At 40.8% G+C, this 20,200-nt stretch carries 18 protein-coding genes; 17 read left to right on the forward strand and 1 reads right to left on the reverse strand.

The annotated features are described in order from the left end of the window. Window positions 1–44: 44 nt before the first annotated feature. On the reverse strand, window positions 45–905 hold the full coding sequence (locus J2S11_RS06845; RefSeq protein ID WP_307392679.1) for a YitT family protein: 861 nt from the start codon (window positions 903–905) through the stop codon (window positions 45–47). A 181-nt stretch (window positions 906–1,086) separates the two neighbouring features. Between J2S11_RS06845 and dapB the strand changes: the two genes are divergently transcribed. From dapB to asnS, 17 genes are all read left to right on the forward strand, one after another. Beyond that, entirely contained in the window at window positions 1,087–1,884 is a 798-nt protein-coding gene (gene dapB / locus J2S11_RS06850; protein WP_307392681.1) for a 4-hydroxy-tetrahydrodipicolinate reductase, read from the forward strand. A 13-nt stretch (window positions 1,885–1,897) separates the two neighbouring features. Further along, window positions 1,898–2,320: a methylglyoxal synthase gene (locus J2S11_RS06855; RefSeq protein WP_307392683.1), complete on the forward strand. Its 423-nt coding sequence runs from the start codon at window positions 1,898–1,900 to the stop codon at window positions 2,318–2,320. Continuing rightward, a complete protein-coding gene (gene bshB1 / locus J2S11_RS06860) occupies window positions 2,317–3,021 on the forward strand; it encodes a bacillithiol biosynthesis deacetylase BshB1 (RefSeq protein ID WP_307392685.1) in 705 nt (234 codons plus the stop codon). The genes J2S11_RS06855 and bshB1 overlap by 4 nt, the downstream gene beginning before the upstream one ends. Before the next feature lie 18 nt (window positions 3,022–3,039). Further along, a complete protein-coding gene (gene bshA / locus J2S11_RS06865; RefSeq protein ID WP_307392687.1) occupies window positions 3,040–4,182 on the forward strand; it encodes an N-acetyl-alpha-D-glucosaminyl L-malate synthase BshA in 1,143 nt (380 codons plus the stop codon). A 33-nt stretch (window positions 4,183–4,215) separates the two neighbouring features. Then, a complete protein-coding gene (locus J2S11_RS06870) occupies window positions 4,216–5,466 on the forward strand; it encodes a CCA tRNA nucleotidyltransferase (RefSeq protein WP_307392689.1) in 1,251 nt (416 codons plus the stop codon). Beyond that, window positions 5,459–6,442, forward strand: a complete 984-nt coding sequence (locus J2S11_RS06875; RefSeq protein ID WP_307392691.1) for a biotin--[acetyl-CoA-carboxylase] ligase — start codon at window positions 5,459–5,461, stop codon at window positions 6,440–6,442. Before J2S11_RS06870 ends, J2S11_RS06875 begins: the two co-directional genes overlap by 8 nt. A gap of 354 nt (window positions 6,443–6,796) precedes the next feature. Continuing rightward, window positions 6,797–7,651 (forward strand): 3-methyl-2-oxobutanoate hydroxymethyltransferase, encoded by an 855-nt coding sequence (gene panB, locus J2S11_RS06880; RefSeq protein WP_307392693.1) that lies wholly within the window; start codon window positions 6,797–6,799, stop codon window positions 7,649–7,651. Then, complete coding sequence (gene panC / locus J2S11_RS06885) at window positions 7,648–8,520, forward strand: pantoate--beta-alanine ligase (protein ID WP_307392695.1); 873 nt, start codon at window positions 7,648–7,650, stop codon at window positions 8,518–8,520. Before panB ends, panC begins: the two co-directional genes overlap by 4 nt. Next, on the forward strand, window positions 8,505–8,888 hold the full coding sequence (gene panD / locus J2S11_RS06890; RefSeq protein WP_307392697.1) for an aspartate 1-decarboxylase: 384 nt from the start codon (window positions 8,505–8,507) through the stop codon (window positions 8,886–8,888). The genes panC and panD overlap by 16 nt, the downstream gene beginning before the upstream one ends. Window positions 8,889–9,008: 120 nt before the next feature. Beyond that, window positions 9,009–10,262 carry a tetratricopeptide repeat protein gene (locus J2S11_RS06895; RefSeq protein WP_307392699.1) on the forward strand — a complete coding sequence of 418 codons (1,254 nt, stop codon included), beginning with the start codon at window positions 9,009–9,011 and terminating at the stop codon, window positions 10,260–10,262. A 21-nt stretch (window positions 10,263–10,283) separates the two neighbouring features. Next, on the forward strand, window positions 10,284–13,187 hold the full coding sequence (gene dinG, locus J2S11_RS06900; RefSeq protein WP_307392701.1) for an ATP-dependent DNA helicase DinG: 2,904 nt from the start codon (window positions 10,284–10,286) through the stop codon (window positions 13,185–13,187). Window positions 13,188–13,224: 37 nt separating this feature from the next. Then, window positions 13,225–14,532, forward strand: a complete 1,308-nt coding sequence (locus J2S11_RS06905; protein WP_307392703.1) for an amidohydrolase — start codon at window positions 13,225–13,227, stop codon at window positions 14,530–14,532. 488 nt (window positions 14,533–15,020) lie between these two features. Beyond that, window positions 15,021–15,815 carry a hypothetical protein gene (locus J2S11_RS06910; protein ID WP_307392706.1) on the forward strand — a complete coding sequence of 265 codons (795 nt, stop codon included), beginning with the start codon at window positions 15,021–15,023 and terminating at the stop codon, window positions 15,813–15,815. Between the two features lie 62 nt (window positions 15,816–15,877). After that, window positions 15,878–16,348 carry a hypothetical protein gene (locus tag J2S11_RS06915; protein WP_307392708.1) on the forward strand — a complete coding sequence of 157 codons (471 nt, stop codon included), beginning with the start codon at window positions 15,878–15,880 and terminating at the stop codon, window positions 16,346–16,348. Between the two features lie 315 nt (window positions 16,349–16,663). Continuing rightward, entirely contained in the window at window positions 16,664–17,188 is a 525-nt protein-coding gene (locus tag J2S11_RS06920; RefSeq protein WP_307392710.1) for a hypothetical protein, read from the forward strand. Window positions 17,189–17,214: 26 nt separating this feature from the next. After that, on the forward strand, window positions 17,215–18,708 hold the full coding sequence (locus tag J2S11_RS06925) for an AAA family ATPase (RefSeq protein ID WP_370875485.1): 1,494 nt from the start codon (window positions 17,215–17,217) through the stop codon (window positions 18,706–18,708). Between the two features lie 178 nt (window positions 18,709–18,886). Then, window positions 18,887–20,194: an asparagine--tRNA ligase gene (gene asnS / locus J2S11_RS06930; protein ID WP_370875473.1), complete on the forward strand. Its 1,308-nt coding sequence runs from the start codon at window positions 18,887–18,889 to the stop codon at window positions 20,192–20,194. Window positions 20,195–20,200: the final 6 nt, after the last annotated feature.

Raw genomic sequence — 20,200 nt, forward strand, 5'->3', positions numbered from 1 at the left:
GACGCATCCCTACCACAGAAAAAGTGGGAGTGGATGCGTCTTTATTATTCCTCACGTAGTGGTCTTTTTTGTTCATCATGAGTAAAGCCTTCTCCAAGAACATCATGCACATCGCTTACAGCAAGAAAGGCGTATGGGTCGATCTTTTTAACAATATTTTTCAAGCGCATAAGCTCATTTCTACTTACCACACAATAAAGGACTTCTTTTTGGCTCCCGGTATAACCGCCTAGTCCCTTTAGCAGTGTTGTTCCTCTCTCCATTTCCTTCATAATGCAATCGGATATCTTTGCAGGGTGATCGGAAACAATAAACACTGATTTTGCTGCATAGGCTCCTTCCTGCACAAAATCAATCACTCTAGCTCCAACAAACACCGCAATGATGGTATACATGGCCAGCTTATGCTCTAAATAGATAAGCGAAATGGCGATAACAGCCACGTCAAAAGCAAACATAGTACGACCAATACTCCAGCCGAAATATTTAAAGCAAAGCCTCGCGATGATATCAACACCACCAGTTGTTCCCCCAAAGCGGAAGACAATGCCTAAACCGATTCCAGCTGTTACTCCTGCGTACAGGGCGGCAAGAAGTAAATCATCTCCTAAATAGAGCCCCATTCCCTGAAAAATCCAAAGAAATAATGAAACGGCTAAGGTTCCTATAATCGTATAGATAAATGAATTTTTCCCTAGAACCTTTAGTCCAATAAAAAACAAAGGGATATTTAAAACAAGGTTAGTGATAGCAGGATTAAAGTCGAACACATACTTTAGTAAAAGTGTAATCCCCGTAAACCCACCCTCAACTAGCTGGTTGGCTATGTTGAAGTAATTCAAACCAAAGGCAAATATAGCACTGCCTAATAGGATCATAATGATGTTTTTAATTCTAAGTGGCATAGATCGTGCTCCTTTTAAAATGTGAAATTGTATGTATAAATAAGTGACAGCTATTGAACGACCTCTTACATGGTAAAGTAGGAAAGAGTGTAGTACAATTTAAGAGATAACCAATATAAGGTCAAACGATACAAATCTATGATAATGCAAAGATAATGATAATACAACAGGAGTGAAGGGAATGGCTATAAAAGTAATCGTAGCAGGAGCCAAAGGGAGAATGGGTACAGAGGCTGTAAAAATGATACTCAAGGATTCTGAACTACAGTTGGCCTGTGGAATTGATTCCAAATTGGATGGTGTAGATGTCGGGGAAGTTATCGGTCTAGGACATATTGGCGTTCCTATGCACAATGATTTAGAGCAAGCGTTGGAGCAGTATGAGGCTGATGTGTTAGTTGACCTCACTACACCACAAAGTGGACGTAGAAATATGGAGCTAGCCCTGAATAAACAGGTGCGTCCTGTGGTAGGAACAACAGGGTTCTCAGCTCAAGACATTACTGAGCTATCGGAGCTTTGCCAGCAGCAGCAAACGGGAGCTTTAATTGCTCCAAACTTTGCTATTGGAGCCATACTAATGATGAAATTTGCTAAGCAGGCAGCGAAATACATGCCGGATGTGGAGATCATTGAGATGCACCACAATCAGAAGCTTGACGCTCCTTCAGGAACAGCGATTAAGACGGCTGAGATGATTAGTGAGGTCAGAGAAGAGCATCGCCAAGGACATCCTGAAGAAAAAGAAGAAATAGATGGAGCTCGTGGAGCGTTCTTTCAAGGCTTTCCTATCCATAGTGTTCGCTTGCCAGGTCTAGTTGCCCATCAGCAGGTGATTTTTGGAGGGGAAGGGCAGACCTTAACTTTACGACATGATTCGATTGATCGCTCCTCTTTTATGCCAGGGATTAATCTTGCCATCAAAAAAGTAATGCACTTAGAAGAGCTAGTGTATGGCTTAGACAAAATTATCGATTAAGAGGGTGTCTTAAATGAATATTGCCTTAATTGCACATGATCAGAAGAAGCAGGATATGATTCATTTTGCTTTGGCGTATGAGCCAATCCTTAAAGAGCATACACTTTATGCAACGGGAACTACAGGAAAGCTTATCATGCAAAATACATCTTTAGAAATTAATCGCTTAATGTCTGGACCATTAGGGGGGGATCAGCAAATTGGAGCGATGATTGCAGAAAACCGAATGGATGTTGTTCTATTTTTCAGAGATCCGTTAACCGCTCAGCCGCATGAGCCAGATATTATTGCTTTATTAAGATTATGTGATGTCTATGGTGTTCCTTTAGCAACAAATATGGCTACAGCAGAGGTTTTAGTCAAATCAATAGAACAAGGGGATATTGATTGGAGGAAGGTTGTTAATCCGAACAAGACGGAGGAGGGTCGTACATGAGTACAGATCATTTAGATATTTTATGCTTTGGAGCTCATCCAGATGATGTTGAGATTGGCATGGCAGGAACGATTCTAAAGCATGTAGCAGAGGGCTATAAAGTAGGAATTTGTGATTTGACAATGGCAGAGCTTTCTTCCAATGGAACGGTGACAAAAAGACAGGAGGAAGCCCAAGAAGCAGCTAATCGCTTAGGTGTAGTGAAAAGAGTAAATTTAGGATTTCCTGATCGTGGATTAGCATCCAATAGAGATGCAATCGCCTATATCGTTCGGATTATTAGGGAGCATAAGCCTCGAATTGTCTTTTTACCTTTTGAGGAAGACCGCCATCCAGATCATGGTGCTGTCACTCATCTTGTTGAGGAGGCTATCTTTAATGCGGGTATTCAAAAATACCAGATGAGTACAGAGGAAGAGGAAGCCCATCGTGTTCAGCAAACCTATTATTACTTTATTAATGGTATCCAAAAGCCAGATATACTTGTAGATATTACGAAGCATGTAGAGGGTAAAAAGAGCGCTCTGTTAGCGTATGAATCTCAGTTCCTTCTAGAGCTAGAATCTACGGCAACTCGCTTAAATGATGGTTTTATCGAATTTATAGAGGGTCGTGATCGAGTATTTGGAAAAATGAAGAACGTTCCTTTTGCAGAGGGCTTTGTAGTAAAAGAACCGCTTTTGATTTCAACTTTATTATAGTTTTAAGGGAGAGTACTGATGAGTATGACAGAAAAACGCTTAAAAATAGGAATTACCTGCTACCCTACTCTTGGAGGCTCAGGTGTTATTGCTACAGAGCTAGGCAAGCTGTTAGCAGAAAAAGGACATCAGGTACATTTTATTACGTCCAGTATGCCCTTTAGGCTAGGAAAATACCATCCAAATATCTTTTTCCATGAGGTCGAAGTCAATCATTACTCCGTTTTCCGTTATCCGCCTTACGATCTCACGTTAGCTAGCCGAATGGCTCAGGTCGCTAATATGGAGAAGCTTGATATTTTACATGTTCATTATGCTGTCCCTCACGCCATTTGTGCCTTCTTAGCAAAGCAAATGATTCACCATCCGATAAAAATTATTACTACGCTTCATGGAACAGACATTACTGTGTTGGGCTATGACGATACGTTGAAAGATATGATTCGCTTTGGTATTGAACAATCAGATCGAGTAACAGCCGTTTCTGATGAGCTCATTAAGCAAACACATGAGCTTCTGAATATCAACAAAGAAATTGATAAGATTTATAACTTCGTTGACTCTAGAGTGTACTTTAAACGAGATTCCACTGATCTTCGAGAGCGCTACTCTCCAAACGGAGAAAAGCTCCTTATACATATTTCAAATTTTAGACCTGTTAAGAGAGTAACGGATGTCGTCCAAATCTTCCGCAAGATTGTCCATAAACTTCCAGCTAAGCTTTTATTAATTGGAGAAGGGCCTGAACTATCAAGAACCTGTGAATGGGTGCAGGAAAATGGACTGAATGAGCATGTCGTCTTCTTAGGGAAGCAGGAGGATGTCTCAGAGATCTTATCGCAAATGGATTTAATGCTATTACCTTCTGAGAAGGAAAGCTTTGGCTTGGTTGCCTTAGAAGCGATGTCATGTGGTGTGCCTGTAATCGCATCTAATGCTGGAGGATTACCTGAGCTTATTGATCACGGTCAATCTGGCTTTACATATCCGGTTGGAGAGGTAGAAGCAATGGCAGAGTCAGCACTAGGATTATTGATGAATGAAGAACAGCATAAAAGCTTTTCGCAAGCAAGCATTAAACGAGCAACGACGATGTTTTCAGCAGATAAAATGGTGGGCATCTATGAAGATATCTATTTTCAAACACTTACAGAACAATAAATAGATAAGCTGTTCAGGCAAAGGATGAAGAATATGAAGCTAGACCTAGATGAAAGGTTTTCAGCAGGGATAGACGTCATTAAAAGGTTAGAGGATAGAGGCTACGAGGCTTATTTTATTGGGGGCTGTGTCAGGGATCTTTTGCTCAATCGCCAAGTGGCTGATATTGATTTATGTTCATCGGCTAAACCAGAGGAGGTTATTCGCCTCTTTTCACGAACTATTCCAACTGGCTTACAGCATGGAACAGTTACTGTGCTGTGGAGGAGAAAGCAAATAGAGGTTACGACCTTTCGGACGGAGCAGAACTACGCCAATCATAGGCATCCCAAGGAGGTTCAATTTGTCTCTACTCTTGCAGAGGACTGCAAGCGTAGAGATTTTACAATTAATGCTATAGCTATGGATAAGGACGGAAGAATTATCGATTATGAACATGGAGTAGCTGACTTGGAAAGAAAACAAATCAAAACCGTCGGACATCCTGAGGAGCGATTTCAAGAGGATGCTTTGAGAATGCTTAGAGCGATTCGGTTTAGTACACAGTTAAGATTTAGTATCCAATCCGCTACGTATGAAGCGATTAAGAGGCATAAGCTCCTCTTACAGCATATAGCGAAAGAGCGTATCAGTGTTGAATTCCAAAAAGTCATGCAGGCTGACGCCGTGCAACAGGGCGTTCGTTTGCTATTAGATTCGGGTATTGCTGGTGATATTCATCCTTTTTCGGGAGTTACTTCTGCCTTCCAAAGCTTTTCTACCTTTGACTTACAAGAGCTGTCAGAGAAGGAAAGATGGGTGTTGCTTTTATTCCTTGTAGCCGATGAAGAAAAGGCATTACACTTCTTGAAGCAGAATATGCTTCCAAAGCTTTTGAGTAGGGAGATAAGGAAATTAACCAAGCTTTGCTATGCCTATCCAACCTATCGTAAAGCTACTCATTTTTCGGATTTAATGCTTGTTCAGCTTGGTCAAGAAAATGTGTTTTTTCTATTGCTTATGAATAGGTTAGTGACTTCTCCTTCTAACGATTATTTGTTTGAGCAGAAGCTACAGCATGAACAAGAAATAATACGTAGCAGGATAGAACACCTCCCGCTCCAGGCAATAGAACAATTAGCGATTTCAGGCGAGGAGCTTGCTAAGCTTTATATGCAGAGAAAAAAAGGACAATGGATTCAACAAGCACTAGAAAGGCTACTGCTCGCTGTTGTGAATCGAGAAGTAGAAAATGAACGGGACAGGCTGATAGCTTTTATGATGGAGAGTGAAGGGTATGAATGAAAATCGGGAAAGAGTACTAGATGAGTTGCTACAGCACAGAGATTCCTTTTTGTCAGGAGAGGAGCTGAGTAAGCGTCTTAGTATTTCGCGTACAGCTGTGTGGAAGCATATTGAGGAGCTTAGGAGAGATGGTTATACGATTAATGCTGTTAGAAAGCAAGGATATATGATTAAAGCAGTTCCTTCCTCATTAGAGGTATCCGCTATTCATCCTTTTTTGGAGACTGAATTTGTTGGTAAAGAGATGTATACGTACGGAGAAGTGATGTCAACTCAACTGATTGCTCATGAAAAGGCAAAGTCAGGGGCAGCCTCGGGAACAGTTATCCTTGCCGATTTGCAAACACAGGGGAAGGCTAGACTTGGGAGGCGCTGGCATTCACCAAAAGGTACGGGAATTTGGATGAGCCTGATGGTAAAGCCCTACCTTCCATTATCGGCGATACCACAGCTAACTCTACTTACTGCTGTAGCCTTAGTAAGAGGTATTCATCAAGAAATAGGCTTAGAGGTGCAAATAAAATGGCCGAATGATCTCCTTTTTCATGGAAAAAAGCTTTGTGGCATTCTTACTGAGGTTCAAGCTGAAGCTGATCAAGTGAATTATGTCATTATCGGGATTGGCATGAATGTCAATCATCAAGAGAAGGATTTTGACGAAAGCCTGTCATCAATAGCTACCTCATTAAGAATTGAAAAAGGAAAAAAGCTGGATAGAAATAAATTGATTGCTGTACTGCTTAAGGAATGGGAAATTCTTTATCAGCTTTACATGAAGCAAGGCTTTTCTCCTATAAAAACTTTATGGGAAACGTATGCTTTATCCTTAGGTCAACAAATTACTGCCCGCACGGTACAAGGGAATTATACAGGAATGGCTAAAGGTATTACCGACGAAGGGATTTTACTGCTTGAGGACGAGCAAGGAACGATTCATAAAATCTATTCAGCAGATATAGAGACACCCAAAACGTAATCTGCTATAATACGAGTAAGAAAGGCGGTATCCATTCCTTGGAACTGTACTTTGCTCTATATGTATAAGTTTTATTATTATCTGATGAGTTAAGCAGAGTAATGATAAGCTCTGTGTCGTATGATGAATACCCTTAAAGCTATCTTGTATAACAAGAGATAGTATTGATAATGAAACACCTACGAAAATGGATTCTGCCTTGAACCAAAAAAATGGACGGGGACAGAGGGATCGTTAGGGACATTTTGGTATGTCTTACAAGCCTTCTGCCTATTAAGTGCAGACAGGCTTTTTTGCTTAGACGATCCTCCTCAATGCTTGTTTGTCTTCACAAAGAAAAAGGAGGAATAGAAAATGAAACAGGTAACAACAGCTACTTTAAAGCAAATGAAACAGGAAAACGGAAAAATTGCTATGGTCACCGCTTATGATTTTCCGACAGCTAAGCTTGCTGACGAAGCTGGGATTGATGTGATTCTTGTCGGAGATTCATTAGGAATGGTTGTTTTAGGATATGACTCTACCGTTCATGTGACTGTACAGGATATGCTGCATCATACGAAAGCGGTTACAAGAGGGGTGGAGCGTGCTTTCGTCGTGACGGATATGCCTTTCTTAAGCTATCACGGGAGCTTTGATCGTACGTTAGATGCTGCTTCTAGGCTGATGCAGGAGGGAGGAGCTCATGCCCTTAAGCTTGAAGGTGGGCAAGAAATAGCTCATACGGTTGAGCGGCTTGTTCTTGCCGGGATACCTGTTATGGGACATATTGGACTTACTCCGCAAGCTGTACACCAGCTTGGTGGCTATAAGGTTCAAGGAAAAGACGTAGCTTCTGCGCAAAAGTTAATTGAGGATGCAAAGGCATTAGAGCAAGCTGGAGCATTCTCTATAGTATTAGAGTGTATTCCAGCTCCACTGGCTAAGCTTATTTCTGAGCAGCTTACCATTCCTACGATTGGTATCGGAGCAGGTGTGGAATGTGACGGACAGGTATTAGTTTTCCATGATTTAGTCCAATACAAAAGTAGCTTAAATCCAAAATTCGTTAAGGCATATTCTGAAATCGGTTCGTTCATTTCAGAGGCACTAGGGAACTATATTAAGGAAGTTAAGACAAAGGACTTCCCCACAGAAGAATATTCCTTCTCTATAAATGAGGAAGTCATTGAACAATTGTATGGGGGAAAAGGGGATACATCAAAATGAAAATAGTAAGAACGATTCAGGAATGGAGATCCATACGACGTTCCTTTGAGCAACAAACGGTTGGTTTTGTGCCAACTATGGGTTATTTACACGATGGACATATTAGTCTCATTAAGGAAGTTCAGCAGCATGCAGATATTACCGTCCTTAGTATATTTGTGAATCCTTTGCAATTTGGACAAAATGAAGATTACGGCTCATATCCCCGTGATGAGGAAAAGGATACTAATATGGCTCAACTGGCAGGTGTAGATTATGTTTTTATCCCTGATGTTAAAGAGATGTATCCTGCCCCAACTCGAACGAAGGTTCATATTGAAGGTATAACTGAACAGCTTTGCGGTAGGTCTAGACCCGGACATTTTGATGGTGTGGCTACCGTTGTAGCGAAGCTTTTTAATATCATTCAGCCTGACTATGCTTGCTTCGGGCAAAAGGATGCTCAGCAAGCAGCCGTCATTCATCAGCTTATTACAGACCTAAATATACCTGTAGAATTGATAATTTGCCCTACGATCCGTGAGGAGGATGGGTTAGCAAGAAGCTCTAGAAATATCTATCTCGATTCAGAGCAAAGGCAGCACGCTACTATCCTATATGAAGCATTGCGCGATGGGTTTAAAGAGGTAGAAGCAGGGGAAAGGAAAACCGAAACGGTCAAAGCGAATATGTTCAAAAAAATAAATTCCGTATCTATGGCACATATTGACTATGTGGATATTTTATCGTACCCTAGCTTAGGTGGATTGTCTCAGCTTCAGGGGAAAATTCTTATGGCCGTAGCGGTCAGGTTTGGGGCAACAAGATTAATTGATAATTTTATTATAGAGGTTAACGATCAGGAGGTCACATTATGTTTCGGCATATGATGAAAGCAAAAATTCATAGAGCTACAGTTACAGAAGCAAATCTACAATATGTAGGAAGTATTACGATTGATCAGGACTTAATGGAAAAGGTAGATATTTTGCCTCATGAAAAAGTTCAGGTCGTTAATAATAACAATGGAGCTCGTTTGGAGACGTACGTCATTCCAGGCGAGAGAGGAACAGGTATTATTTGTTTAAATGGAGCAGCAGCTAGATTGGTTCAGCCTGGAGATACGGTTATCGTTCTATCCTATGCTTTAGTTGCAGAGGATAAAGTGAAGGAATTCAAGCCGAAGGTAGCCATCATGGGAGAAGGAAACCAAGTGGTGGAGCTATTGGATTATGAGCAGCATGGTACCATTGCTTAATTATTAATGAAAAAGTCTGTTTTCGCAAAGAAATGTGCGAAGCAGGCTTTATTTTTTGGCAAAACGCACACACTATACAAATGATGAAAGCAGGTGGAGTGAAAAAAGGGAGGAATGAAAATGGAGATTCATGACATGTTTAAGCCGTTAAATGAAAAACTGGAGCTGTTGCATAATAAAGTGAAACAATCCTCTCCGCATACAGAATTTGAGGAGGAGGTTGAGGATTTAAAACAAAAAAGTGAGGAAATCGTAGAAAATTGGCTGACGTTTGAAAATAAATTAGGTCAATTAATTCAAGCTATGAAGCATCATCCACAGGATAAGGAGCCGTTAGGTGAAGAAGTAGGAGAAGGGATGTGGGAAAACCAAGAGGAGCAAATCGCTGATCTATATCAAAAATGGTACAAGTCTGAGGATTCGGCAACGTTTACGTCAAATCCTGATTGGAAAAAAGGCTCTGCTTTGTATGAGCTGCTCATGTTTGAGCACGCTATTCCTTATCTCGTTAAGACAGTGGAGCAGTACCCTGAATTTGATACGGCTAGATTATTTTTAGCTCATGCGTATTTAGCCGGTGATGAACGGAGTAAGGCTAGATATCAGCTGAGCTTTTTAAGCGAAACATCTACCGTCCCTGAGATTGTGCAGCTTGCCTTGCATGGACTAGGCTGTATGGCTGGCGCATTGAAGGAATATGAACGCTCCGCCCTTTATTTTGAGAAAATTGACATGAGTAGTGTGCAAACAGAGTGGTTACCCGTTTTTATAGCGAATTACGCTAAATCCTTGTTTCATCTGCAACGATATGAAAGCTGTCTAGAGCAATGGAGATGGTATTACGAGCTAATGCCATCGGATTGGCGCGGTCCTTATATGTTAGGAAAGGTATTTATGAAACAGGGTGATCAGGAGGCAGCCCTTTCCTTTTGGTTTGAAGCTTTGCAAATTCAAGAAGATCCCGTTCTATTGCAGGATATGGCTCAGCATTTTGAACAGGGCTCGCTCCATGGAATGGCTGCTCAATGCTATGAGAGAATGACTCGCCATCATACGATGAACAGAGATGCTCAGGCTTGGTTTGGTTTGGCTTGGAATTTGGGTCTAGCTCAAAAAAAGCAAAAGGCTAGGCAAATGTTTTTAAAGGGACTTAGTCTATTCCCTAAGCATTTGGAGCTTCAAGTAGCCTATGTTTGGATGCTGATCTACTGGAACGAACGTAATAAAGTACTCAAAAATCTAATGACATTAAAGAAACAATATCCTGATCATCCTTTAGTTATTGGACTCGGCTACCTTTATGAGGGGAAGCTTGGTGCAGTGGATGATGTGTTCGCTTCTCATTTACACGTCTCTCAATTTCCTGTAAGCTAGAAGCATATGAGGTGATATGCAGTGGAGTTTTTGAGTAAGTATAAGTATGTGGTGGTGGACTTTGAAACCACAGGAAATCGTGTGAAGGATGGGGATCAGATCATTCAGATTGGGTTGTGTGTGATTGAGCAAGGTGAAATTACAGAAACCTTTTCTTCGAACGTTCGACCTACTGTCAAGATTCCAGCCTTTATTGAACAGTTAACAGGGATTTCAGAGCAGGATGTTGCCGATGCTCCCTCTATAGAAGAGTTACTACCTGAGTTAATGAAGCGATTAGATAACGCTTGCTTTGTGGCTCACAACGTACATTTTGATCTATCCTTTTATCAAGGGATATTGGAGGAGCATGGGTACCTTCCTTTTAAAGGACCTATTATAGATACAGTAGAGCTTTCAAGAATTATTTGGCCAGAAAAAGAAGGCTACAAGCTTTCTCAGCTTTCATCCGATGTAGGAGTTATTCATGAAAATCCACATCAAGCAGATAGTGACGCGATGGCAGCTGCTCAGTTATTTATTCAGCTTTGTGCTGAGCTTGAGGAGCTTCCTCTTATTACTATACAACGAATGATTCCATTGGCTAAAACCCTGCATTCGGATATAGATACTCTGATGCGCAGAGCGGAAAGCTCTAAAATTTTGCAGCAGGCTTTAACGAATCAGCAGGATCATCATATTGAAGTCTATCGCCATTTAGCTTTACGAAAAGATCCTGAGAATGAGGGGGCTACTAAGCAATACCATATAAGTGAAGAGACCCACAAAGCTTTTAAAAGCCTTTTGCAAATTACTGAAGAGGATTTACATACAATCAAGCTACAAGACTATATTGGAGCCGTTCTTCCAGACTATGAGGTGCGAAAAGGTCAGCAGCTTTTTTTTGAGCATATTATTCATTGTTTTCGGAATGGACAGCATGGCTTAACCGAGGTTGGAACGGGAACTGGTAAGACGTTAGCCTATCTATTTGCAGCTGCCTTATGGTCCTATGTTTCCGGGGAAAAGGTGGTCATTAGTACATATACAATCCCTTTACAGGAGCAGGTTATGCTAAAGGAATGGCCAATCATTAAACAGGTGCTTCCTTTTTCGAGTCGAATTAGTGTGATTAAAGGTAAACAGCATTATGTCTGCTTAAGTCGCCTAGAGCAAGCCTTTACTAATGTGGTGGAAGAGCGGAATTATGATTATGACCTGACCAAACTCCAGCTTTTAGTTTGGCTCACACGCACTACGACAGGTGATGTTGAGGAATTAAACCTGACAACTGGAGGCAGGGAGTTTTGGAAAAGAATTCAAACAGAAGGTTCTTCCTGCTTTCAACGGGATTGTCCGTGGTTTAAACGCTGTTTTTACTATAAAGCTAAACGTGATGTTCAACAGGCCGACGTGATCATCACTAATCATTCTTTACTGATTTCAGATGAAAAGTTCGGTCATATTCTGCCACCCTATCATTTTGCTATTGTTGATGAGGCTCACCACCTAGAGCAGATCGCTGTGGAGCATTTGGGGATTAAAATGCCTTATGCTCTTCTTCACTCTCTTTTCCAGCGCTTTATCACGATTGATCGTCAAGCGTTGCCTTATCAATTACATGCCATCTTTCAGCTTTTGATTCAGGGGGAAGAGCTTGAAAGCAGAATGAATCAGTTGGTTGACCTTTTACATGAGCTGAAGGTAGCGGTAGATGAACTATTTACTATGCTCCATTTGTATTGTCTCGAGAAGCCTGCTAATGCTCTAGAGGGCAACAAACGATTAAGTCGAATTGTTCATGATTCTGAACAGGATCCTCTTTGGGAGCAAACCCTACAGCTTGCTGAGCTAGTGCAAGAGACAGGGTTAAAAGCAATAAGCTCTTTTCACAAGCTAAATGGTCAGCTAGAGGAATGTGAAATCAGTCAGTCACAGAAGCAAACCATTCAGGATTATAGAAGAACAGGAGAGCAGCTTTTTGAACAGGTTGAATGGCTAGCTACTCATCTTTTAGAGGCAGACTTAAAAAATTATGTATACTGGTTTGAGTATGAGACACAAAATAATAAACATTTAATGTCTTTCCAGATAAGGCCATTATCTGTCTCAGCATATTTTAAGGAAAGCTTGTTTACTAAAAAAGAGAGTATAGTCCTTACCTCTGCTACACTGCAGGTTAAAGAAAGCTTCAAATTTTATGAAAGCCAGCTTGGTCTTGAGGAGGAGGATGTATCAACGTTAAAGGTATCCTCTCCTTTTCATTATGCTGAGCAAGCTAGATTATTTATTTCAGAGGATATTGCTTCATTAAGTGAAGGAAATGAAGCAGGCTTTATTACAGAGCTAGCCGAATCAATCCTACAGGTTGCTCAAATTACGGACGGACGTATGTTGGTCCTGTTCACTTCACATCGTCAGCTAAGGATGACCCATGAAAAGCTTAAGCAGGCTTTAAGTGATCAAGGTATCTTTTTATTTGCACAAGGAATAGACTCCGGAAGCAGAATGAAGCTAACAAAGAATTTTCAAAGCCAAGCGAAGGCCGTTTTGTTAGGAACGAGTAGCTTCTGGGAAGGAATTGACATTCCAGGGGAGGATCTGAGCTGTTTGGTTATTGTTAAGCTACCATTTACACCTCCAAATACTCCTTATTACGAAGCGAAGGCGGAGGAGCTGAAAAGGGACAAGAAGAACCCATTCAAGGATTATGCGTTACCACAAGCAGTCATTCGTTTTAAGCAGGGCTTTGGTCGATTAATTAGGAGACAGACTGATCGGGGGATTGTTATTCTGTTTGACCGCAGAGCGATAACGGCTAGGTATGGAAGAGTGTTTCTTGATTCGTTGCCAGCCATTCCTGCTGAGGTGCTGGATAAAGAAAAAATGCTTCATGAAATAAAGCAATGGTTTCTAGTAGTAGAAGAAAATAAGACAAAAAACTAAATCTGATGAGCTAACGTGTGTGAAAGGATGGTTGAGGATGAAAACAAGATTTGAAAATGGGGTCATTATTACAGGGAACAAGCAAAATGCTTGGTTTAAACAAGGGTATATGGTTATTGAGGATAACAAAATCGTTGAGATTGGCGATGCAGAAATAGAGGTTGGTAGCAGCAATGCGCAATATGACCAAATCATTGATCTTAAAGGAAGGTGGGTGATGCCTGGATGGGTAAACACCCACGGACATGCAGCCATGTCTTTGCTCAGAGGGTATGCAGATGATTTGCCACTCAAAGAATGGTTAGAGCAAAAAATGTGGCCGATGGAGGGACAATTTAATGCTGATACGGTTCGGGCAGGTACGGCATTAGCTGTAGTTGAAATGCTTAAAACGGGAACGACCTGCTTTCTTGATATGTATGATCATATGAGCACGGTTGCTAAGGTTGTTGAAGAGTCTGGGATTCGAGCTGTGCTAGCAAGAGGGGTTATCGGGTTGTGTCCAGAAGAGGAGCAAATCAGGAAGCTGCAGGAAGCTACTCAATTTGCTTTAGAATGGGATCATCAGGCTAATGGAAGAATTACGACGATGATGTCACCGCATGCTCCATACACGTGTCCTCCGCACTATATCCAAAATATTATTGAGCAAGCGGCAAAGCATCAGTTACCTGTTCATATTCATATGTCTGAAACGGCTAGAGAGGTGCAGCAAAATGTAGACGATTATGGGAAAAGACCGGTAGCCCATCTTCGAGATCTTGGTGTATTTGAGCTTCCGACATTGGTAGCACATGCCGTTCATGTGAACGAGGAAGAAATGGATATTTTACAGCAGTATGATGTAAAGGTTGCCCATAATCCAACAAGTAATCTTAAGCTAGGCTCAGGTATTGCACCAGTTCCTAGTTATCTAAAAAGAGGAATTACAGTTTCTCTAGGTACGGATAGTGCCGCATCAAACAATAAACTGGATATGTTCCAAGAGGCCCGTTTAGCTGCGCTTATTCACAAAGGAGCAGGTGAGGACCCTCTAGCTGTTCCAGCTGAGGAGGCCCTTCGAATGGGAACAAAGTGGGGAGCGGAAAGTGTATTCCTATCACAGGTAGGAGCTTTAGAAGTGGGTATGGAAGCCGATTTTATTACGATTAATCCAAATCAAGCTCATTTGCAGCCTGCGCACCAGCCTATTTCACATATTATATACTCAGCCACTGGTCAGGATGTAGAGGATGTATATGTTCAAGGAAAGCAAATTGTGAAGAATAAGGAATGTTTATTCTTAGATGAGGAAAGGATAATATATGAAGCTAACCAAGCTTTCCAAAAGCTAAATCAGGTCTAATGCTTAAGCAAATTAAAGTATTAATTATAGGAGCTTGGAAGGTAGGGGTGTGCCTACATAAGCTAAACAAACTAAAGCAAATGCAGGCACTGCACAATGAATTTGAGGGTAGGTCGGATAATTTTTAATACGAAACTCTAAAGTATGGAACGAGCTAAAGATGCTTTGGAAAAAAAATATGCAGGTAATCAAAGACTTTCTCATTTGCTTCATGTATAGGTGAGGTGGGGCCAAACCATACATGGGTAGCTTGCATAGCTTCGTTAACAAGGACGACAGAATCGGTATCGGAAGCCTCATTTTCTAGATAAGACTTCGTAGTGTTTTCAATGATGCAGCCCCCCTTTATAAGCGGTAAGCATAGTATAGCCTTAAAGCATGAACGTATGAGTAACATATTTTACAGTGCTTAAAAAATGATACCAGTATAAAAGTGTACTCATAAATAAGGGCATGAACGATATACTTAATGGCAAGGAGGGATTTTTATGAAAAAATTTTTTCTTGCCTGTTTGATTTTGTTTGTGTCTTTTCTAATCGGTTGTGAGCAAGGACATTTACAGGAAAATGCTACGGATACAACAGATGTAGGGGATATAGAAAAGCCACTTGATTTGCCTGCTACGAGTAGCTCGAAGGGTATTAAGGATACAATGGAGGAGAATGCTAAAGAAAAGCTTGAAGTTCAGCGGAAATTGATGGAGATTTCCTATGATCTTAATGTGTTGATTCAACGAGTGGAGCAAGAGTATAGTAAATGGAATCAACCAGATCAAACGATGACATATACAATAAATAATGCTCTTGAAGAAGAGCAACAGGTAATTGGCTTATATCATTCTCCTATGGAGTGGGAGATGGTGGGAAAGCTAGGGGATGACCGCTCATTTAAGATGACAAACCTGAATGAATCTGTTATTTTAGAATATGATGAGCAGAAGCATACATTAAATGTACAGGAGTTTTCTTATTTACTCCCGCATCATCATTTGACGATTTTGCAGGATTCCTTACAGGAAAAGCACGCTTCAAGGCTTACATGGACCAAAACACCTGAAAGCTGGGTAGCTTCCGTTCAATTCCCGCTTACTTCGTTATCAGACGATATATTAGCTTATTTATCACATGGTGATCTTTCAGGAGAAGGGGCGAAGCATCCATTCACAGAGTATTTTATTACATATGAACTCATTTTTTCTGCTGACCAAACGAGCTTAGCTGAGATTACGTTTTCAATAAACAAAGGAAATGATGTCATTAATCAGCTAACATTCATACTATAGCTTCTTTATATAAGTTAGCCTTGAATAAGGACATGTAAAAAAGATGAAAAGGGATTTTTTTGATGAAAAAATGGATTATTATTGGAACAGGAATATTACTTATTGTGCTGTGGCAGGCTATTGATATCTACTCAACAGTCCAGGCAGATCGACAAGATGGACTAAACCGTTATATGCAGCTTATACCGGAATCTGCTGTTGTACAGGAAACCTTTCGTTATCATGGAGAAAAACGTTTTATGGTGTTTAACCTCGAAATTGAAGATAGTGTATATGCTTACTTTTATGTGAGTGAGGATGGAGATACGTATACTTTGAACCATGATGAGCTAGTTTTAACAAGCTCCGAGGCTATGGAGAAAGTTAGACAGGAATTTTCCGAGCTAACGGTCATTCACCGGATTACACCAGCTATTTCAGGACAGGATTTCACTTGGGAAATTGTGGCACAGGATAGCGGAGAAGATTATCAGTATCTCTACTATTCTATGACGGATGGAGAGTTTCAAAAGAGGTTTACGTTATCAAACTAGTTGTTTGATTAAATTAGCTATATCAGACCTAACGATTTAAGAATTACAATGATTCACCAATATATGGAATGGCAGACCTTTAGATAAGGATACTGTGATTCCTTTTTTATTTTCGTTTCACAAAGATCTAAAAGAAGGATTGGAGAGAGGTAGATGGGCTATTTGTCAAGGAATTTTCACATTTTTTTAGTAGGATGGAAGTCAATTACAAGTCAACTGTATATCAATTTATGATATACTCATATATATACCCGATAGAATGGTATGTTCTTTTAAGAGTGTCTGCTAGACTGAAGTGGAGAGGAGATGAAGTATATGTTGAAAAAGTTAAACAAAAAAATAATCCTCCTTTCGTTTACGCTAACGTTGGTTTTGCTGTTTGGCGGTTGGTTTACGTATCAGTATTATGGAGCGGAAAAGCCAATTCAGGATATGGTGACAGAGCTAGAGCAGACAGAACTACTAGAGCTTTATACGGATCAAAAGAGGGTTTCTTTAACCGTTGGTTTTGAGAATAATCCAAGTTTCGGAAAAGATATCTTAAAGATCTATGATTTTGTGCGAGGCTTTAATCCTGAGAAGGAAGTTCAGTTAAATATAGCATTAAGTCAAGGAGAGAATCATCCTTGGTGGCTTGAGCATTCCGCCCAAATCACAGAGGCTGTGCATCAGAAGCAATATTCAGAGCTTAGTGGAATTCTGGAGGAATGGCAGGAGCAAGGTCTTATATCAGAAGGAAATGTAAGGATGAATCAAAATCATCTCTTTATCTATGTTAAACCGGTGAACGACTCTGAGGTGTATATTTATATTCCCTTTCTAATGGAAAAACAAAGCTAAACGCTAAGTAAGGCGGTGATAAGATGATAAAAAAAGAATGGTTCTTCGGAGCAGTTCCCGTTATTCTGTTATTTCTGTTCTATATAGAGGTTAATATTGGTCCTATTTTATTTGTCATGCTTATTGCTGGATTGGTTTTTTATCTAGTGAGAAAGCAAGGGGCCTATCCTGTCGCAAAGCCAAAGCAACGAAAAAGCCATGAGGTTCCTACTATGGAAAAGAAGTTTACCGATATTGGTGGACAGGAGCGTGCTAAGCAGGAGCTTAAGGAGGCGATTGATTTTCTTAAGCAGGATAAAGAGGCTGATCATTATGGGATTCGCCCGTTAAAAGGTATTCTGCTAACGGGACCTCCTGGAACAGGGAAAACATTAATGGCCAAAGCGGCAGCAAATTATGCTGAAGCGGCTTTTGTCGCTGCTTCTGGAAGTGAATTTGTTGAAATGTATGTTGGAGTTGGAGCTAGCAGGATTCGAAATCTGTTTAAAGAGGTTAAGACCTTAACAGCGGAGAAAAACCTTGACCGAGGTGTTATCTTCATTGATGAGATTGACGCGATAGGAGGAAAGCGTGAGGGGCAGCAGCAGAAGGAGTATGATCAGACTTTAAATCAGCTTTTGACTGAAATGGATGGCATGTTAACCTCTGACTCACCTAGAATCCTTATTATAGCGGCCACCAATCGAAAGGATATGCTGGACCAAGCATTGCTTAGACCAGGAAGGTTTGATCGACATATCCAGGTTGACTTACCTGATAAAAATGGCCGGAAGCAAATTTTAGATATTCACTTTGAAAATAAACCGCTAGCAGAGGACGTGGATTTAGAAACGGTAGCTATAGACTCTTATGGGTTCTCAGGTGCTCAGTTGGAGAGTGTTGCTAATGAAGCTGCTATTTATGCCTTTAGAGTAAAGAATCCTACCATTACTAGCACGCATATTTCCACGGCGATTGATAAGGTCATGATGGGAGAGCAAACGGATCGGGAGTCAACAGAGGAGGAGAAGAAGCGAGTGGCCTTCCATGAGCTAGGACATGCGATCGTTTCTGAGGTGCTTCGTCCTAATTCTGTTTCCCAGGTTGTTCTGATCCCGCGTGGAGGAGCATTAGGGTATGTTCGACAGGCCCCGCAGAAGGAAATGTATCTGCATACAAAATCCTATATTGAGGAGCAAATCATGATTTGTTTAGCAGGTGCTGTGACGGAGGAGATTTATTATGGGGAGCGTAGCACAGGGTCAAAAAATGATTTTGAACAAGCCTTAAATCTAGTGCATCATATGATTGATGCTGGACTTACATCCCTAGGTATTGTTTCGATTCAGCATCTCTCTAAAAGCAAAATTCAAGAGGAAGCGAATAAGATTCTAAATCAGCTTCTCATGAAAACGAGGAAGGTGCTTGAAGAGCATGATCGAGTTTTTCAATTAGGCTATGATCAGCTTATGCAGGAGGAAAGAATGAGTGGAGCACGTTTTCAACAGCTCCTTGAAGAATATAAGACTGTCCACGCTTAACATGGACCTTTGTTCATGTTAAGCTTTTTTTGTTAGGCTGAATTAGTGGAAGGATTCTGAGATTACATTCATTTCTCTTTTCCTTTTTTCAGGGGTGGCAACGGAGCTCATTTATTTATATAATAAGAGCATTGGATCTGAGTTACATATGGACAAGTAGCAATCAATTTATAGTGAAATGTTGGAGGGAATATCGTTGAAAATTACAATATCTCAAGTAGGACAGCATGTTGAAGAGACTGTAACCATCGGAGCGTGGTTATATATTAAAAGATCGAGCGGAAAAATCCAGTTTTTACAGCTCCGTGATGGGACAGGCTTTATTCAAGGGGTTATGGTCAAGAAAGAAATAGATGAGGAATCTTGGGAAGCGGCAAAGCAGATCACTCAAGAAAGCTCCCTATACGTAACGGGAATCGTTCGCCAAGACGATAGAGCTCCGAGTGGATACGAATTAACGATTACAAAGCTTGAGGTTATTCAAGTAGCACAGGACTACCCCATTTCTCCGAAGGAGCATGGAACAGAGTTTCTTATGGATCATCGTCATCTATGGATTCGTTCTAAGAGACAGCATGCGATTCTAAAAATTCGATCTGAGATTATCAATGCGGTCTATCGCTTTTTTGATCAGAACGGCTTCCTTAAAATAGACCCACCTATTCTGACACCTACGTCTGCAGAAGGGACAACGAATCTTTTTCACACGAAGTATTTTGATGAGGATGCGTTTCTTTCCCAAAGTGGTCAGCTATATATGGAGGCTGCTGCTATGGCGCTTGGAAAGGTGTATTCATTTGGACCTACGTTCAGAGCAGAAAAGTCTAAGACTCGTCGTCATCTGATTGAGTTTTGGATGATTGAGCCGGAGATGGCCTTTATGGATCATGAGGAAAGCTTAGTGGTACAGGAGAATTTCGTTACCTATATTGCTCAGCAGGTTATAGAGAACTGCCCTCTTGAGCTTGAGGTGCTGGAAAGAGATGTAGAGAAGCTGAAGAATATACAAGCACCATTTCCTAGGATTACGTATGATGAAGCCATTAAGCTATTACAGGAAAAGGGACATGAGATTAAGTGGGGAGATGATTTTGGAGCTCCTGATGAAACGGCAATTGCTGATCACTTCAGTAAGCCTGTATTTATTACGCACTATCCTAAGGACATTAAAGCGTTCTACATGAAGCCTGATCCTAATCGTGAGGATGTTGTGCTCTGTGCAGATTTAATCGCCCCTGAGGGCTATGGAGAGATTATAGGGGGAAGCCAAAGGATTGATGATCCAGAGCTTATGGCTGAAAGGTTTAGTGAGCATCAGCTATCTCCTGAAACGTATAAGTGGTATTTAGATTTAAGAAAATACGGTACGGTTCCTCATTCAGGCTTCGGTTTGGGCTTAGAGCGTACTGTTGCGTGGATCACAGGTACAGATCATGTGCGTGAAACGATTCCTTTCCCACGTTTATTAAATCGTCTATACCCATAAAGTGAT

It is taken from the genome of Bacillus horti, from assembly GCF_030813115.1.
GTDB lineage: Bacteria > Bacillota > Bacilli > Caldalkalibacillales > JCM-10596 > Bacillus_CH > Bacillus_CH horti.

Excerpts from the sequence above, each read along its gene's own strand:
- panB (WP_307392693.1), top strand. The coding sequence starts at position 6,797 with ATGAAACAGGTAACAACAGCTACTTTAAAGCAAATGAAACAGGAAAAC.
- J2S11_RS06875 (WP_307392691.1), top strand. The coding sequence starts at position 5,459 with ATGAATGAAAATCGGGAAAGAGTACTAGATGAGTTGCTACAGCACAGA.
- panD (WP_307392697.1), top strand. The coding sequence starts at position 8,505 with ATGTTTCGGCATATGATGAAAGCAAAAATTCATAGAGCTACAGTTACA.
- J2S11_RS06920 (WP_307392710.1), top strand. The coding sequence starts at position 16,664 with ATGTTGAAAAAGTTAAACAAAAAAATAATCCTCCTTTCGTTTACGCTA.
- J2S11_RS06915 (WP_307392708.1), top strand. The coding sequence starts at position 15,878 with ATGAAAAAATGGATTATTATTGGAACAGGAATATTACTTATTGTGCTG.
- J2S11_RS06895 (WP_307392699.1), top strand. The coding sequence starts at position 9,009 with ATGGAGATTCATGACATGTTTAAGCCGTTAAATGAAAAACTGGAGCTG.
- J2S11_RS06845 (WP_307392679.1), bottom strand. The coding sequence starts at position 905 with ATGCCACTTAGAATTAAAAACATCATTATGATCCTATTAGGCAGTGCT.
- J2S11_RS06905 (WP_307392703.1), top strand. The coding sequence starts at position 13,225 with ATGAAAACAAGATTTGAAAATGGGGTCATTATTACAGGGAACAAGCAA.
- J2S11_RS06855 (WP_307392683.1), top strand. The coding sequence starts at position 1,898 with ATGAATATTGCCTTAATTGCACATGATCAGAAGAAGCAGGATATGATT.
- asnS (WP_370875473.1), top strand. The coding sequence starts at position 18,887 with ATGTTGGAGGGAATATCGTTGAAAATTACAATATCTCAAGTAGGACAG.
- bshA (WP_307392687.1), top strand. The coding sequence starts at position 3,040 with ATGAGTATGACAGAAAAACGCTTAAAAATAGGAATTACCTGCTACCCT.
- panC (WP_307392695.1), top strand. The coding sequence starts at position 7,648 with ATGAAAATAGTAAGAACGATTCAGGAATGGAGATCCATACGACGTTCC.
- dapB (WP_307392681.1), top strand. The coding sequence starts at position 1,087 with ATGGCTATAAAAGTAATCGTAGCAGGAGCCAAAGGGAGAATGGGTACA.
- J2S11_RS06910 (WP_307392706.1), top strand. The coding sequence starts at position 15,021 with ATGAAAAAATTTTTTCTTGCCTGTTTGATTTTGTTTGTGTCTTTTCTA.
- J2S11_RS06870 (WP_307392689.1), top strand. The coding sequence starts at position 4,216 with ATGAAGCTAGACCTAGATGAAAGGTTTTCAGCAGGGATAGACGTCATT.
- bshB1 (WP_307392685.1), top strand. The coding sequence starts at position 2,317 with ATGAGTACAGATCATTTAGATATTTTATGCTTTGGAGCTCATCCAGAT.